The sequence below is a fragment of the Rhodohalobacter sp. 8-1 genome (assembly GCF_038150125.1).
Lineage (GTDB): Bacteria > Bacteroidota > Rhodothermia > Balneolales > Balneolaceae > SW132.
This window is the reverse complement of record NZ_JBBVMF010000016.1, coordinates 78,127-95,753: the sequence shown is the minus strand read 5'-3', so window position 1 is coordinate 95,753 and position 17,627 is coordinate 78,127. Positions and strand designations below refer to the sequence as shown.

10 protein-coding genes are annotated in these 17,627 nt (G+C 42.6%); 1 reads left to right on the top strand and 9 read right to left on the bottom strand.

All coding sequences use genetic code 11. The annotated features are described in order from the left end of the window. Positions 1-134 precede the first annotated feature (134 nt). The 9 genes from AABW11_RS14930 to AABW11_RS14890 all read right to left on the bottom strand — a co-directional run bounded on the left by AABW11_RS14930 (position 135) and on the right by AABW11_RS14890 (position 16,574). Positions 135-1,784, bottom strand: coding sequence for an endo-1,4-beta-xylanase (locus AABW11_RS14930; protein ID WP_340105928.1), 1,650 nt, complete (start codon positions 1,782-1,784; stop codon positions 135-137). Between the two features lie 30 nt (positions 1,785-1,814). Further along, positions 1,815-2,867 (bottom strand): DUF5627 domain-containing protein, encoded by a 1,053-nt coding sequence (locus tag AABW11_RS14925; RefSeq protein WP_340105927.1) that lies wholly within the window; start codon positions 2,865-2,867, stop codon positions 1,815-1,817. A gap of 49 nt (positions 2,868-2,916) precedes the next feature. Then, positions 2,917-4,686 (bottom strand): RagB/SusD family nutrient uptake outer membrane protein, encoded by a 1,770-nt coding sequence (locus tag AABW11_RS14920; RefSeq protein ID WP_340105926.1) that lies wholly within the window; start codon positions 4,684-4,686, stop codon positions 2,917-2,919. A gap of 24 nt (positions 4,687-4,710) precedes the next feature. Beyond that, positions 4,711-7,581 carry a SusC/RagA family TonB-linked outer membrane protein gene (locus AABW11_RS14915; protein WP_340105925.1) on the bottom strand — a complete coding sequence of 957 codons (2,871 nt, stop codon included), beginning with the start codon at positions 7,579-7,581 and terminating at the stop codon, positions 4,711-4,713. Positions 7,582-7,625: 44 nt separating this feature from the next. After that, entirely contained in the window at positions 7,626-9,500 is a 1,875-nt protein-coding gene (locus AABW11_RS14910) for a RagB/SusD family nutrient uptake outer membrane protein (protein WP_340105924.1), read from the bottom strand. A gap of 25 nt (positions 9,501-9,525) precedes the next feature. Continuing rightward, positions 9,526-12,966, bottom strand: a complete 3,441-nt coding sequence (locus tag AABW11_RS14905; RefSeq protein ID WP_340105923.1) for a SusC/RagA family TonB-linked outer membrane protein — start codon at positions 12,964-12,966, stop codon at positions 9,526-9,528. 43 nt (positions 12,967-13,009) lie between these two features. After that, positions 13,010-14,101 carry a FecR family protein gene (locus tag AABW11_RS14900; protein ID WP_340105922.1) on the bottom strand — a complete coding sequence of 364 codons (1,092 nt, stop codon included), beginning with the start codon at positions 14,099-14,101 and terminating at the stop codon, positions 13,010-13,012. 162 nt (positions 14,102-14,263) lie between these two features. Further along, entirely contained in the window at positions 14,264-14,842 is a 579-nt protein-coding gene (locus tag AABW11_RS14895; RefSeq protein WP_340105921.1) for an RNA polymerase sigma factor, read from the bottom strand. Positions 14,843-16,085: 1,243 nt separating this feature from the next. After that, on the bottom strand, positions 16,086-16,574 hold the full coding sequence (locus AABW11_RS14890) for a DUF1456 family protein (protein ID WP_340105920.1): 489 nt from the start codon (positions 16,572-16,574) through the stop codon (positions 16,086-16,088). Positions 16,575-16,851: 277 nt separating this feature from the next. Here AABW11_RS14890 and AABW11_RS14885 point away from each other — a divergent pair, with 277 nt between their 5' ends. Next, complete coding sequence (locus tag AABW11_RS14885; RefSeq protein WP_340105919.1) at positions 16,852-17,544, top strand: cytidylate kinase-like family protein; 693 nt, start codon at positions 16,852-16,854, stop codon at positions 17,542-17,544. The last annotated feature ends 83 nt before the right edge of the window (positions 17,545-17,627 follow it).

Here is a 17,627-nt window from a genome sequence, read left to right as displayed (position 1 = left end):
AGCCTTATTACCAACACAAGAATTAATCCTGGCCGGTAATAAGGCTAATTTGTTGTATAATATTTCAGAGGCACTTAGCTGGTGGTCTACCTCAAATTGGCAGATCCTCTAACCGTTGCACTTAACATGATATATTAATTACCGCTATTTAGTCCGTTCATAATACCAGAAGCAAAGCCTGCATATGCTCTTTTTCGAACATAATCCTGTGTCCAGAGACCTGCTGGATTATCAGCACTGTCAAGTGGGTTCCAAACGGTGATACCATATTGCTGATTACCCGGTACAATACTAAAGTACTCATCTACCACAAACTGGTACATATCGGCCTGAGCTTGATAAAGTTCAGGAGAAGCAACACCTGCACTAACTCCTCCAAGCCCAACAGTAAGGCCTGAAATTTTTACCATTTTTCCGGTTGCTTCCAACAGCTCAAACATTTCCGATATGTCTTGCTTGCTGGTATTGATACTAATATTCAGGTGGGTACCTATGCCATCAACTGTGGCCCCGTTACTCTCTATGTATTCAACATAGTTTAAGAGACCATGAGTTTTCGAAAGGTTTTCCAATCCAGTATCGCTTATAAAAAGTATAGCATCATCACCGGCATGCTCTCTGGCCACTTGAAAAGCTTGAACACCATATTCGGGTCCTAAGTATTCTTGCCAGTTGAACGAGCCATCACTTTTTAATTCGTAACCATTTTCGCTGCCGCTTGCGATTGCTCCGTTAACCACATTCCAGGCATTTATGCTTGATGCAGTATCAACGATTGACGAAACCCATGACTCCAGTTCAAAACTCAGAATTTCCTGTTTTTCTTCAGGTGTTTTTTCCACAGTTTCGGTCCCGCCTTCAGTGTTATAGTACCAAACCTGCATGTTGTCAAAATAGTATGTGGTTGCAGTTGCTCCTAGATTAAAAGCTATCGTTCCTGCACCCGCCTGTTGTTCACTAACCGTAATTTGTCTTTCATAAACTGACCATTCCGATGAAGCACTAATTGTGCCAAAGAAATCCCAGTGCAAATACTCATAGGGTACCCTATGAGCCTGTGTCGAAAAACTAACATCCTGCTCTGCACGCACATTCGTAACAAATCTAAACTGATCACCTGCTTCCACCTTGGGTTCAAATGTCATAAATAACTGGCTTTGCCAATCGTTATCTCTAACTTCAGCATTAACGACTTTCAGAGCTCTTCCATCCCCTTCGAAACCTTCACCTTCAGCGGTAAAAGATGTAACAGCATTATTGTTTGATTGGTAATTTGAAGCATTATCCGTTTCAAAGTCAGCTTCTGAAACCAATTCCCATGATGGTTCACTTACACTTACAGTTTCAGGTGCAATTAACTCATTCAGATAGGATTCATTCTCATTCTGTGGTGAAATAATGGCATTACCAAACACTGAAATCCCGGCTTGCCGGGCTGCGGCCATAAAACTATTCATACTATCCAGGTTAAGACTACCGTCTGCCTGAACAACATCACCATGGCTTATTCCGTAGGGAGTAACTTCCAGGAAGTTACTGTTCACCAACCCATAAATTGCACCCTGATCAGCATAGGCTGAAGCCGAAATACCGGCGCCGACTTTAAAGGTTGTATTCTGATTTTCTACGTACGATTTCAGCGGAGAATAATTGTTATCCACTGAATCCTGCACCGCTACACTTTGCGGCTTTTCCATAACAAAGTTAGTCGTGTTATCCTTTGTACAGGACGCTAACATTATCAAGGCCGCTATATAAAGTCCTACATTAAGTAACTGTTTCATAATATTCTTCTGCTCTTTGTTAATGAAAATTTAGGGAAGTACCGGGCTAAATGTTTCTAACCCGATTCCGCGATCACGCATCACCAACGTATCCGCTGTTTCTAAGCGACGCTGTGATTGATCCCAATCGATCTCATAGTCGAGGTAAATTGCAGCACGGTTTTCGCCACCCCAATTTTCCTGCGATTCACTCTTTTCAAAAAAGGTTCCGCTTCCGCTTGCGGTATAATCAGCTGCATTGTCAGATACAGTAATATTGCCCTGGTCATCAAAGTCGAGTAGAAGTGTAATGTTAATATTGTTGCCCTGGCTATCCTGAATGATTAACGGAAATGTTATCTGAGTTAGACTCTGTGTATTTAACTCAACAACTTCATCCTTCACAATGGATTCTGCACGGCGGATGATGGTCTCAGTATCACCATTCACATCTGTAAAAACATCTTCTCCGCGTCGCAGATAAAACCCATCATACTGATTAATATACTTTACGGCATAGAAAGTGAAATCCTTAGGCTGAACGTCCCAGTCTCCGGCAACTCCTCGTCTTGGATTGCTAACGATCTCTTTCGCTTGCCCTTGCAAGATGGTGTCGGCATTAGCGACACTCATCATTTGTACAGGAAGCACATAGGTTGTATTGAAAGCATCAGGGTCTTGAAAAAAAGCGTCCGTGAGTTGTACGGTAGCTCCACCTGCCAGTTCTCCCTTCGGAATCATTAACTGATCGGAATTAGACACAAACTCATAATAGTTTGTCGGTAACGACTGAATTGGATTACCACTGCCATCGAACACGAAACCATCAACCATAGACGGGTCAACTACAAAGTCAATCATCACGTCGTTTTCATTTACATAAACACCACCCGTGGTAGCCATGACTTTGAATTGACGCTGATTATCTATCTCATTGTTGAATGTATAATCTCCCAGGATTATGGTTCTCACCGGGTATTGATAAGAAAAATACACGGATTGGTACTCATAATCGGGGAAATTCCAGTCCTCATTTTGACAGGATGTCAATAAGGTCATGGCCGTCACTATTAAAAACGCGGTTAAAACACTCTTATTTTTCATCTTTCCCAGTTCTATTTTTAAATAATTATTAAATATCATGCTAAATCTACTACCATCCATAATTCTGTTCTAAACCGAATTTTAGTACCTCATCGAATGGGATAGGGCCAAATTGCATGTAGGGTTGATATTCCCGCGGCTCAACGGTCACCCTATTAAAGTTACCATTTACAATACTTACTCCATCTGCTGGTACTGTCAGATCCATGTTCCAGCGGCGCAGATCCCAGAATCGAAAGTTTTCAAACGCAAGTTCGATTCGGCGGACACTACGGATGAGTTCACGCATATCCGCTGTGGAGGTAATATCATTCTGCATATACTGGTCAGGCTGGTCAACGCCCTGGCGTGCACGGATAGCTTCGATCACGTCATAAGCAGAAAAACCAAATGACCCGGTGCCGTTTGGGCCCCACGCTTCGTTGGCTGCTTCTGCATAAGCAAGGTAAATTTCGGTGTAACGTATGCGGGGGTTATAATGCAATTGATTGTTAGTGCTTGTTGGATCAAGATTAACATCCTGCCGAAGTAGTTTCTTCATATAGTAGCCCGTGCGGGTAGACGTCGATACCTGGTTTAAAGCATCATTAGTGTTCCCATCTGCGGCAGTGATAATTGTGGTACTATTAACTCCAGCCGTACCTCCATTTACCAGGATGTATTCATTTAACAGAGCAACTCTGTTTTGGTAGGGATTTGTAGGGTCATAGTTGCTATTCGGATGGTCTATTGGATACCCATTTGCCATAGGAAACGCATCTACTAAACTCTGCGTCGGATTTATCCGGCCATTTCCAAAAAGAGTTGGAGGAAAGTGCTGAGATTCCAAAGCATTACTTTGACCAATATTCGTTCTCCAAATCATCTCAGGTGGGTTGGCCCCCGATCCAATACTTGCCATATCAGTAGCATTGTACCAGTTATCTCCTTCGGGTGCTATACCTGTTATACCACCATTTAATTGTAACAACTCTCCGGCATAATTGGCAGCATCTTCCCAGGAAGTAGTTGTACCAGCAGTGTATGCAGGGCTGGCTGCTAAAAGAGCCGCTTTAGCTTTTACAGCAAGTGCAATACGTCCGCTCATTCTCTGTTTGCCGTCATCGCCAAATACACGGTTAAATCGGCCTAAATCATCATTGGTGCTTCCAAAACCATCCGGCAACTGGCCAGGACTTCCCACATTTCCATAATCAAGTGGAAGTAAATCTCCGGCACTTTCGATATCGCTGTATATTTGCTCCATGCTTGCTTCAAAAGTATCCCGGGGCGTTTGAAAATCGGAATCTTTGTCTTGTGGCTCTAATATTATTGGTATACCCAGTAGCTCGCCACTTTGATTGCCCCCTGTCCACCCTGAGTGGTTACGCAACAAATGATACGTAAAAAGCGCTCTTAAGCCATAAGCTTCACCCTTTAGCCGGTTGTTGAATAATTCCTTCGTAGCATCATCATCGGCCCACTGCACCTGGTCTGCATTTGCAAGAAAGATGTTTAAATATTGAATGGCTGCCCGGCTGTTTTGCCATTGATTCAACGGATAATTGTCTGCGGTCCACTGGCCGGTGGCCATCTGACGAAGTGCAGCATTATTATCGTTGGTCACAGCATTGTCTGTGGCTACATCCGTAAACGTCCATCCATTACTGGGAAGCAGGTTGTAAGCGTTAGCCAAAATACCTTCGGCGTATGACGCATCGTTGTACATGTCTTCGAGCTCATTGATATTCTCGTTGGCGGGACTTAATACGTCACTGCAACTGCCAATGAGAACGGCAACAAGTATAAACAACAAGTATGCTAATATCCTTTTATACATAATCTCTGTCTCACTAAATCTTAGTTAAAAGTTTGCTTTTATTCCCAGATTAAAAAACCGCGTTTGGGGATTGCCACCCACATTTCGCTCCATAATATCGCTATTGGGAGAAATGGTCAGCAGATTTGCACCGGTCACGTATAACTGCAGATCTCGAATATTTGAACTCTGAAGTACACTATTAGGTAAGTTATATGTTAACTGTACCTTCTGCAGGTCGAATCGATCAGTGCTGTACATCCAAAATCTTGATGTGCGGTAGTTGTTACTGCCACTTTGAGTTGTAAGACGTGGGTAGGTTGCAGTATTTCTGGTCTCCTCGGTCCATCGTCCACGGACTTCAGCAGAGTATTTATCGTCCCCGTTTACCCAGTAATAGTCGCCATTTTTCATACCATACGCACCGAATTGTCCGGTACCCAATGTAAATAATGTGAAATCTTTCCATCGCGCTGTCAGGTGAACACCAAATTCCATCGGTGCCCCATTCCATCCGGCTTTACCGAGAAACACCTGATCCTGGGCGTTTACGAGATTGTCATTATTTTGATCCAGATATTTTATGTCGCCTGCTTGTACCGTTCCAAATTGCTGGGAAGCATCATAATTATCAATATCCTCCGGACTCATGAAAAAGCCCTGGCTTTCCAGCCCCCAGATACCGTCTAACGGCGTTCCTTGTCTGTTTTGAAAGTCAAACCTGTTATTTTCAGCCCGTCTGACAGCCTTACTGTCAAAATAGGTTCCCGCCAGTCCCAGCGTCCAGTTTACCCCGCCCAGCTCTTCATTGAGCCGCACATTAAAATCAATTCCACTTCGCTGATCAATGTTGTAATTGACATAGGGAATAAATGAATTCTGCGGAAATCCTGTTGAAAAGTAACTCGGGTACAGCGATGAAGCCTGAATAACTCCGCCGTTCATTCTATTGTAGAAGAAAGATGCATCTACCGCGAGTGAGTTTTCAAAGAAAATTGCATCGAAACCAGCATTCAGTTCTTTACGCTTTATGTAATCAAGATCGGGATTGGCTCCTCTAAAAGATTGAGTTCCGCGCCTTAGATTACCATCTCCCCATCCAAAATAAGAACCACTTGCTTGCGAATAGCTGCGTTCGTATAAGTGATATCCGGGAATGGGCATATCAGTATTCACGATACCGCCGGATACATATACTTTAAGGCTGCTAATTGCGGAAACATCAGCCATGAAATCTTCTTCACTGATCTTCCAACCCAGTGTTGCAGTTGGAGAGAAAGCCCGGCGATTGCCCTCCGGTAGTTTTGCTGAATGAGGAACGGCAGCACTAAAATCTAAGTAATACCTTTTCTGGTAATTATACCCAAACTGTAAACCCAGGTTTAAATTACCTGTTCGGTGATACTCCCCGGAATACGTTAACTGGTGCACATTGGCAATAAGCATTCCCGAAACCTGATGGTCCTCATCTATGTTACGGTGGTAGTTAAACTGACCGGTGAATGCGAGTGTTTGCTGAAATATACTTGAGTTAACATTCTGAACTCCTGTCTTTGCATCTTGGCCGAATATATTCAGGCTGCTTATCTGATTATTCCCATTGTATGCAACCCAGTTTGGCTCATACACTGCATACTCATTATTGTAAGCCTGATTAAATGAAGATTGATAATCTACACCAAACTGGCCCTGAAATTCCAAGCCTTGAAGTAATCCTTTCAAGTCTATGTTGAGACCCGTGTTGAACTGAAACTGGCGGCCAACTGATTGGCTTGTTCCTCCTGCATAAACACCCGCAATAGGGTTTGTGGAGTTAAGCTGGTTACCACCCAGCAGAAATCTGTCATTTATAATATAGTTACTGTTCTCAACAAGCTGTTGCAGGTTCTCATTTCCATCCGTAAACATATCAATTGGAATGAGTGGCGTAAATCGATTTGGCCGTAATGAAGCAGCTTGTCCCCAGTAGTTGGTATTCACACCGTTTTGCTCATCATAGATAACCCCGGCACCAACCGACGCTGTAATGATTTCATTCAGCTGGAAGTCAACATTTGAACGAATGTTGAAGTTGTTACCCCTCATATTTTCAGCTTCCCCGAAATTCAATAGTGAATTTGAGGTGGCAAAGTTGATGTTGGTAAAATACCTGGCAGTCTGGTTACCACCCGCTATTTCAACATTCCCGTGGTAACGGTTTGTGAAATCTCTCAGGTATTGGGGTGAATAATAATCAACATTAGGGTAACGAAACGGATCATTACCGGTAGAGTGCCTGTAAATAGTCTCGTTACTATATAAGGGCGACAAGCCGTCATTCTGTAACGCCTCGTTATAAAGAGTCATATATTCAGCAGAACCCAGATAGTTTGGATATTGCTTTGGAATATTTATTCCACCGTCAACACGTCCGTTAATTCTGAGTTCATGCTCTCCTCCTCTCTGAGTCGTTATATATATTACACCATTGGAGGCACGGCTCCCGTAAAGTACACTTGCTGATATACCTTTCAGAAAACTAATCTGCTGTATAGCAGCCGGGTTGATCGTTCCCGGATCGCGGGGTATACCATCAACCAATACAAGATAATCACCCATGCCCCGAAGGCTTCCGTTGAACCCTCCCACAAAAGCCTGCATATTTTCCAGGCTGTAGGTCATGTAATTTTTCTCCATTATACTCGGCACGTCCACAACAGAGATACCGCCCATGAGGTCTTCTCTGGAAACTTTTCGAAATGCCCCTTGAACTGTTGACGGGCCTAATATATCAATGTTAGCCTCATCAACATTAGCAACTGTATCCTGGACCGACTGTTCCAGCCCATTCATATTTGTGTCCTGTGCGATTAATACAGCAGGGAGAAAGAAGAGTACTGTACACAGTAATGTTTTGATTCGTAAGTATTTCATCATTTCTACGTTTTTTAACTGGTGTAATTTATCTCCATGGTTTAGCATCACCATCCAGGATTTTGTTCAAAGCTACTGCTAATATTCACGTCAGACCTTTTTAGCGGTAACCAGTAGTGCCGTTGGTTGTAATTCCGCTCTTTAAGCATCATTTCGGTCAGGTTCTGTACCTGGTTTTCTCTTGGATTATCGGGATCGAAATTTGGACCGCGCTGAAAGAAATGGCCTGTTTTTTTGGCATATCGATCGTCTGTTAATAATAACCAGCGGCGCAGATTTGTGAACCGATTTTTCTCAAATGCCAGCTCAACTGCCCACTCTCGCCTTACTTCTTCCAGAAAGTCGTTGACGTTGCCTAAATATCTATTATCAACAGGATTAACCCCGGCCCTTTCACGTATTACGTTAACGGCATCTTCCGCGGTCATACTAAAATTGTTAGCCGATCCGTCAGCCGATAGATTTGCAACAGCAGCCGCTTCAGCATACATGATGTATACGTCGGCCAGGCGCATCCAGGGAAGGTGAACATGCAAATTACTGCCATAGCTCATACCCTGGTCGTAATTATTGGCCGTCAAAGGTATAAATTTCCTCAGGGTGTAGCCGGTTTGAGTTCCGCCAGGACTAGTTCCGTTAGCGAATCTATAGCTTCCCCCGGTATAGAGATTAGCATAGCGATGCTGTTCTTCTCCACTGGGCATGGTTCCCTGAACTACCTGCAAGCCATCAAAGACAAACGTTTTATAAAAACGCGGGTCTCGATCTCTCCAGGGATATTCATTGTCGTAACCGGAATCCTGAACACTAAGAGGAAGCCCGTTAGCCATACCAAAGTTTTGTACATAGTTTGCTGTAGGGAAAAAGTTACTGCCATCCAGCAATACAGTAGGCTGGAACTGTTTACTTGTATTCCAGTTTGATTGCCATGCATCAAAATATGGACCAGTAAATATGCGCTCAGTACCACCAGGCAACTGCCAGTTTTGGCCATGAGTATAAAAGTTCATGTGCCAGTCTTCGAAGGGTAACAGCTCATATTTTGTATCACCAGATTCAACAAGACTCAATAGCTCACCGAAGGCATCAGCTGCCCGCTGGGCATATTCCTGGCTATAGCTGCTTGCTGTTTCATCAGCTCCATTGTTCATTAAAGGACTGGACGCCCAAAGCAGATTTTTACCAAGATACCCAAGGGCCATTACTTTATTTATACGCAGGCCATTATTACCAGATGTTCGGGCACCTGGCTCAGTATTATCCCAATCAATAGGTAAAAGATCGGCTGCTCTTCTAAAATCTTGTGCTACACTATCGGCAATGGCCTGATAGGGTAATCTTTCCTGATCAAACTGCGTGTCAGCGGGCAGGGGATCACTCATGTAAGGTAAACCGCCAAAGTATTGCATGAACTGGAAATAATGCCAGGCCCTGAAAAACAGTAATTGACCTTCAATCAAGTTTTTCTCCATTGTTGTGCCCTGGAATTTGTCAAGGTTATTAAGCCCGACATTTGCCTTGCGTATAGAATACCAGCCGTGATCCCATAGCTCTTTGTCAAATCGGCTGGAACTACCAGTAGGAGGATTTCCCGCTTTATCCAACCAGGATGTATTCCATCCGTTATTTTCGGATTGCCAGCCCCAAAAATTACCCTCATCGAACATATCCACGATGTGGTAATCCATGTCATTACTGGTAATTATATCATCACCAAAATTCCAGTTACTAGTCCAATATGAATTGGAAAAATCTGGAATGGTGTTATATAACTCTTCAGTATAACCCTGGAAATTGGTAAAGTTTTTAAATGCTTCTTCTTCAGAGATATTTGTTTCTGGTGATTTCGAGAGGAATTCCTCGCATGAAACCAGCAGCACTGCGCTCAGAAGAATACAGAAACCAAATATTGTATATTTCATCGTATTCATTTTCATAACAACAAATTTAGAAATTAACATTAACCCCAAGGTTAAACCGTTTTACTGTTGGATAAGCACCCTGACTGGGCACTGCACCACCTGCAAAATTAGATTCCCGGTCATCGGGCATGTCGGTCCACAACAGAAGGTTATAACCATTTAAATAGACCTTAAAACTGCTTACACCAAGATTTCTTGCAACGCCTGATCTTGAATCAAATGTGTAGCCAATTTGTGCATTCTTCAGGCGTAAAAAGGATCCGTCATACATCCATCGGCTGCCTCTGCTAAAGCCACTTACATTGGTATTCCAGCGTGGCATCTGGGTATTCGCATCGGGATTGTCCATGCTCCAATACCCTCCATCTACGGCATATGCCAATTCATTGCCGCCAAGGCTTCCAAAGTTAGTCCACCGATTAACATTATTAACTCCGTAAAACTGAGCAAATGCACTTAACCCCCTCCAATCGAATCCCACTGTAGTATTGTAGGTGTTTTGTGGTGTGCCGGAATAGCCGTAAGGAACACTGTCCTGATCATCAATTATTCCATCTGAATTGTAATCAACGATATATTTCCCGCCCGGTAACTTGCCTGCATCATTTGTATTAAACGGAGCAGACGCATAAACTTCATCCCAGGAATTATAAAAGCCGTTATCTACGTGTGTTCTCGCCTGACCAACAGCGAAACCTGCCTCCTTCTGATATTCTGGGGTCAAGTCGGGATCATCACGCTCAATCACTTCATTTTCTGCGTGTGTAATATTCATCTCGGTCCACAGACGTAATCCGTTATCAAACCTTTGATCTACATTAAGGGTAAGCTCATACCCCTTGTTATTAACCTCTCCCAGGTTAGCGACGGGAGCTTGCTGGCCAAAGTAAGAGGGAATAGCCCGCTCGGAACCACTGATAAGAATATCTTCTCGCTGATCACGAAAAATATCGATAGATCCCGATATCAAACCTTGGAAAAGTCCAAAATCAATCCCAAGATTCGCTTTTGTTACTGTAGCCCAGCGTACATCAGGGTTACCAAGCGATTGCACTCTGTACCAGGTATATGGGCTGACCGGAGCCTGAATTCCTGATGTACCAATACCAGTATTACCCCCATAAACCCATTCCGACCTGTAAAGCCAGCGGCCGTTGGTATTATCATCCCCGATTGTTCCGTAAGATGCCCTGAGCTTTAAATTATCCAGGAAATCAAAAGAACTCATAAATTTTTCTCTGTGAATGTTCCAGCCGAAACCTCCTGAAGAGAAGAAACCAAAGCGGTAACCTTCACCAAACTTCTCTGATCCGTTATAGGACCCGTTATATTCAAGAATATATCTTTGATCGTAATTATAGGTTGTACGAAACACCCAATTTTCCCTGGCCCGCGGAATAATACTACCGACAGCATTTTGTGTACGGTTTACAAGTACCATCTCACTAAATTTATGTCTGTCACCCAGCGTAAAATTGTAGTTTAACTGTAACTGATAGTACAGTCTTCGATACGTCTGATTATTATTGACCGACCCTCCATCTGTATTCCACAGACTACCAGACTGAAAATCGAATTGTGTACCCGTATCATACAGGGGCTGATATGTCTCTGCTCCGCTTATCGGGTCAACGTATTTATTTCTTGCAGAATTATATAAGTCATTAATACCCCTGTTTCCTTCTATAAAAGTATTATCAACAGCGATCTGACCTCTAAAATCTAATCCCGGCACAAGCATGTCCAGGTTCTGATCAAGCTCAAAATTCGTGGTCAGATCTGTACTGGTTATTCGTTCAATCCCGCTCAATGCCAAAATTTCTACTGAGTTACTACTCCCGCCGGTTGCATCAGGATCAAATCCATAACTGCCATCAGGGTACCTTGGTAAATACTGTGTTGGCGATGCACTGTAGGCAGCTATCCAAAATCCGTAATCGCCACCTGAAAAACCCCAGGGTCTTTTTCTTGCTCCGTACGAGCCGGCAATTTTTGCACTTAACGTAGTAGAAGGCGTTATCTGAAAATCAAGATTTGAACGGGCATTCAACCTCTGGTATCCAAATCCGGACTGATACCCACGGTTGTTGTCAAATTCTTTAAATAGATCTCCTTCATTCAGATAGTTGGCACTTGCAAAGAATTGTACAAATTCCGATCCACCTCTGACATTCAGACTCGCATCATAAGATTGTGTGTAATTTCTGAATAGTTCATCACTCCAGTCTACATTAGCATACCGAACACGGTCTTCTGGTGATTGAGGTCTCTGGTACCGGTCGACAAAGTCCTGAGTATAATATTCACCCCAGCTTGCATTCGGTGCTCCCAATTCATTAGCAATAGCCTGGTTTCGCAACATGAGTGTTTCATATCCATCCATAACGCCGGGCAGTTGTGACGGTACTTTTACCGTATTTTTAAAACTACCTGAAATCTGAACCTGCCCCTCGTACCCGGTTTTGGTTTGTACAAGAATAACACCGTTAGCACCCTGCACACCATAGACGGCAGTAGCTGAGGCATCTTTCAAAACAGTTACGGACGACACAGTACTCATGTCGATATTTCCTATAGATCTTTCAATGCCATCCACCAAAATAAGCGGGGAGGAATCCTGCCATGTACTTCGTCCACGTACAAATATCTGAGGATCTTCTTCTCCCGGCAAGCCTGTACTACTTACAGTTACCACACCAGGCAGTTTACCCGAAAGCGCCATACTCAGGTTAGGTACCTGAACAGTCCGTTCCAGATCTCTTTCAGAGATAGAGGAAACGCCGGCAACAACACTTGCCCGTTCCTGGGTACCGAACCCAATAACAACCAGCTCTTCTCCGGTTATGGTCGAAAGCTCCATGGCTACATCAATCTGGCTGCGTCCTTCAATAGGCACTTCTAATCTCTGGTACCCAATAAATGAAAATACCAGCGTATCATTGGCAGCAGGTGCATTTAGAGAATATTCCCCGTCCAAATTGGTAGATGTACCCAGAGTGGGGTTTCCTTTTATAGTTATGTTAACGCCAGGCATCGTTTCTCTGGTTTCATAATCTGTGACCACACCCTCCACCATATGAACGGCTGTTTGTGCGGTGGTAACCAGAGCAACAGGATTACGTTTGATAACGTACGTACGATCATTCAGATTGGTAAACATCAGGTTAAATTGCTCCAGAAGCTGGTTCAATTCTAAATCCAAATTATCTGACGGGCGTATATTTTTTGGTTTAACGCGCATTCCGTTCAGCACATTGCTTTCATAAACAAAAGACACATCAAACCTGTCTTCAAATTGTTTAAGGGCATCTTCCAGCAGAATACTGGCTGTTTGTGCCCCGATATCCTCTTGGTCGTTTAGAGTTAATTGCTGGTCTGCAATTTGTGCATCTACAGAGGCTACTCCCGCAGCCAGGATAAAAAACAGGCATCCCAAAACGCGGATTTTCATAATTATATCTTTCATCTTTGTTCCCATTGATTTTGACATTGAAAACTGATCATTAGGTTTACTCATATTGAATTGACTTCCGTGAAATCAAAAACTCTTTGTCATTAACCTGCTCTATATGCAGGTCAAGAATTTCTTGAAGGCCGGCAAGCAAAATTTGCAAGTCAGGGTTTTGAAAAACCCCGGTTATCTGGCGATCCAGCAAATCCGGGGATTCCACATCAATCTTTACTCCGTAAGTAGCTTCAATTGATGTGAAAATATCTTTAAGTGGTGTGTTTCGGAATACTTTTTCGCCATTAATCCAGGCTGTAAACATCTTCACATCCACATTTTGAATCTCAATATCTGAGGAGGAACCGTTGATGATAGCAAGATTACCTGGCTTCAATATTTTTCTGCTGGACGCCAGGCCCAGAGATTCATTACCCGACACCTCTAACAGCCCATCCTCCAATACAACACTGGTTTTCCGGAACCGTGTATCCACATTAAACTTAGTTCCTAAAACCTTAATCTTTCCATTGTCAGTGTGAATGATAAACTCACGCTTTTCGCCTCCGGGGTTAGATGCAATATCAAAGTATCCTTCGCCCTGCAGCCAAACTTCGACCCGCTTACTGCCAAACTGATCCAGGTTGTAACGCAGTGATGACTTTGCATTTAACTGAATTAGCGATCCATCACTAAACTTGAGAGAACTAGTTTCTCCATATCCGGTTTCAGCTAAAACAAACTCTGACTCGATATTTTGTTCAGCAGATACCGTGAGAACACCGGGATTGAAAAGATAGAGCGCGCCTGCGATCGACAGCAGCAGCAAAATTGTAGCAGCAAATGCCACTCGGTAGATTCCTAAATCGCGCTTCAACTTAATTTTTTCACCTATTTTTTGATTCTTGTGCCTTTTAACTCTGACAATCCGCTTATTTAATCTGTCCAACTGCACTTCTGCGTCTTCCGCCGGATCCAGCTCCAATCGCATCTGAAAAAAAATCTCAGCATTTGCACAAAGCTCCCTGTGAGACGGATTTCTTTTTTCCCAGGCATCCCACCTCCGTTTTTCAGACTTACCGGCATTGCCTTGAATCCAGCGAGTAAAGGACTTATTACCTAATAATTCTGCTAATTCCTGATTTGGGGTGGCCAAATATGGTTCAATTTGTGATTTCTGATTTGATTTCAATGTATATAAAGAGAGTCACCTGACAGATCTCCACTAAAAACTTTTATTTTTTTGAAAAAAATTTGCCTGACGTTCAGACATTTGGATTCAAAGCACCCTGGTTTGCAAATTATAATATCAGGCAAATCAGCCGGCGAGTGAAATACTCATACTCTCTTTTAGAACACAGATGGCACGATACATATAGTTGTACACGCTTTCTTTCCTAATGCCCATAACGTCGCTAATCTCATCATTCGATAGCCCGCAGTAGAATTTCAAAAAGGCAGCTTCCTTTTGATGCCCGGTTAAATTCTCAAAAGCTTTCTTCAAATTTTCTTTTGTCTCTCGATTTATCTCTTCCACTATAAGTGACTGCTCAGTATTCAACCCAATTTCCTGGATTGTTTCTACAAAATACAACTGATCTCTTTTTTGCCAAATTTGAAACATTTCGACTTGCCTGAAGAGGGTTCTGCGAAAAGAAGTAAAGAGATAGGAACTCACATTTTCAATTTCAGATAAACGATCTCTTCGATCCCAAACCGTAAAGAAAAGTTCTTGTATACTGTCTTTGACCAGCTGCTTACGAGGCACTAACTGCAACCCATAGTTTAGTAGCGGCTTATAATATTTCCTGAATAAAGCGGAAAAAGCATCACCACTATTCTCGTTAACAACCCGCTTCCATAAGTTTATATCTTCTAAAAAATTGCTTCTGGTCATATCATTTCCCCTACATACCCTGTATGGAGTTCAGAACTTTAACTTATTTCACTATTTGACAGGTTAGACGGATCGTTCACCCCTTCACATCATGCCTGCCATCAAGTACACTTGCACTTGTACACAGCAGCTCACACACCTTTCATCCCATAAACATTTTTAAAAATAGGTTGAGCTGTCTATAATTGTTTTTTACCGTTGGCGAGACCTAAACGAATGCTGAGTCGATGAGAATATTACTCACATCTAATTTTGAGCAAAATTTGTTCAGATAACAGAGATCTAATCTTTGATATTTATTTCCCAACCAGCACTCTAACATCCTTTTTTCGCATCAAGATTCTAAAAGCGCTTCCAACTTTTCCAAGATAGTAAATGCGCAAAAGCAATACAAAATTTATGAGCAAATTTATTATAATATTGAACAAATTATTTGCGCAATTTCTTTATAAATCCAGCTTTTGGCTAGCAAATAACCAAGCAGTTTATAACAGGTTTTGTAACCTCCCTTAACTTCAATGATAACGGGGCCATCATTATAGATTTTATATACAGCTTTGTCGCATTCACTACACCTGCTCGCATATAAATTGTGGAACCCATACTGACATACAAGCTTTGCTTTCAGACGCAAGCAGCGACAATGGGATTCAATCGAGGATTAATCAAAAGCAATGAGCTTTAATAATGACATTGACCATAACCAGTTAAGCATCCATCATTTTCTATTCTGAAATGCCTGCCGTATTAAGTGGCCTTTTCAAAATTTGATTGTGTAATCGAACAGCTTTTATTTGTCTGATGCAAAATTTCTCAGTGATGTAATCGACCCGACGTATTTAATTAGAATACCAATCTTTCATACGAACCTGTATCCCACTGCCTGCAGCATCCACCAGCTGATCGCTGTACATGCCATCCATTACATCAACAACTGTTCGTGGCACGATAAAGGTTGTATTTTCAATATCAAGCCCCGTTAACGTTTCCGGGTTATAGTGATCAGCATGCGTATGGGTAATAAGAATGATGTCTGGCGGATCAAACTGTTCATAAAAAGCTGCGCCACCTTATGGATCCGCAAATACAGTTATTCCACCATAATTAAACACTACAGATCCGTGCATGATTTGATAGAGGACCAGCTCACTGTTGCCGGCAGTAAGGGTATCAGGTGGGGATGTAAGCTGGGCCTCAGCATTAAAAACAATGTAAGCTGATACGAGGATTATGAAAAAAGGAGTCACTCCTCCTTATACTTTTCGGCCAGCCCTTTCAGGAAGTAGCGCAGTAACTGATCGCCACAAGGGCGGTAATTACGATGGTCGTCGGCTCGAAACAGAGCGCTTAGTTCTGTTTTGGATACTTCAAACCCACTCATCTTCAACAATTCAATAATCTCCTCTTCACGGAGTTTAAACGCTACCCTAAGTTTTTTCAGTACTGTGTTGTTAGTGACAGGAATTTCAACCGGACGTGGTTTTGCATTTTTTTGCTTGCCGCGCCGGTGAATAATCAGTCCGTCGAGAAAGTGCGAAGTGAGCTCATGGCTGACATCCTTTTCAACCACTCGTCCGTCAATTCTCTTTTCAGTTTCCTTTTCGTCTGAAAAGATCATCTCGATCTCTCCGCGATCGGGCTCATACCCGCCAAGTTTGCAAATTTCAGCAATTTGAGGCTTATTGAGGTTAAGCGTGTAGCTGATACTTTTCAGAACGTCATCATTTCTCATTAGACATACGGTTAATTAATCAGGAACTGTTTTGTTAATTTGAATTGTATAGACAAAATAAGAAACATACTGCCGAATCGCGGAAAAGATTAGGATGGTTTTTTCAGCATAATCAGCCCTGTTGTAATTGGTCACCTATATTTTTTGGCCGCCTGAATTTAGCCGCCGTCCAACTTGAACCATCAGATATATTATCTTGTTAAATACGTATATACCATATATTTAAGACCATAAAATTTTATTCCTATTAACTCTATAAATACCTGATACTATGCCAATGACAGTTTCTCAAATTGTGGATAAGCAAATTAAAGAGTGGGATCACAGAACGGAAATGATTACCTCCAGTCATAAAAAGGAGGCGTTCTTTCCGTTGATCACTATCTCTCGGGAGTTCGGGGCCCTTGGCGGGACACTGGCAGAAAAGCTGGGAGATACTACCGGATTTGAGGTATGGGACCGGGAACTTCTTGGCGCTATCGCCGAAGATATGGACAGCGACAAAAAGATGCTGGAAACGCTGGATGAAAGGCGCAAACAGGACGTTGAAGATGCTGTATCAGCATTTATCAGCGACATCCACACCAATGTAAACTACATCCGGTCTTTAATTCGTGTGGTAAAAACGATTGAGGAACACGGTCGTGGTATCATTGTTGGGCGGGGCGGAAACTATATCTGTCAAAAACAGGAAAACCTGAACATCCGTCTTGTGAGGCCATTTAAATCGCGGGTAAAACATATAGCTGAAAAACATAAAATCCCGGAAGCCGAGGCACGTGATCTTATAAGAAAAAAGGATGAGGAGCGTCAGGAATACGTTGAGCGATTTTTCTATAAAGATCTGACAACAGCATCGGATTACGATCTTGTCATAAACTCAGAAACCTTCAGCCTCGACCAGATTGAAGAGATGGTAATTGACGCTTATAAAGTAAAAACCGGCCGGACGATCCCACCTAAAAGTTAACGCAACGGGATGCTGACTTACTAAGTTCAGGAAACGTACAGGACAACTCTTTAGTTGGTTGTTTGAAACTGACTGGCACGTGA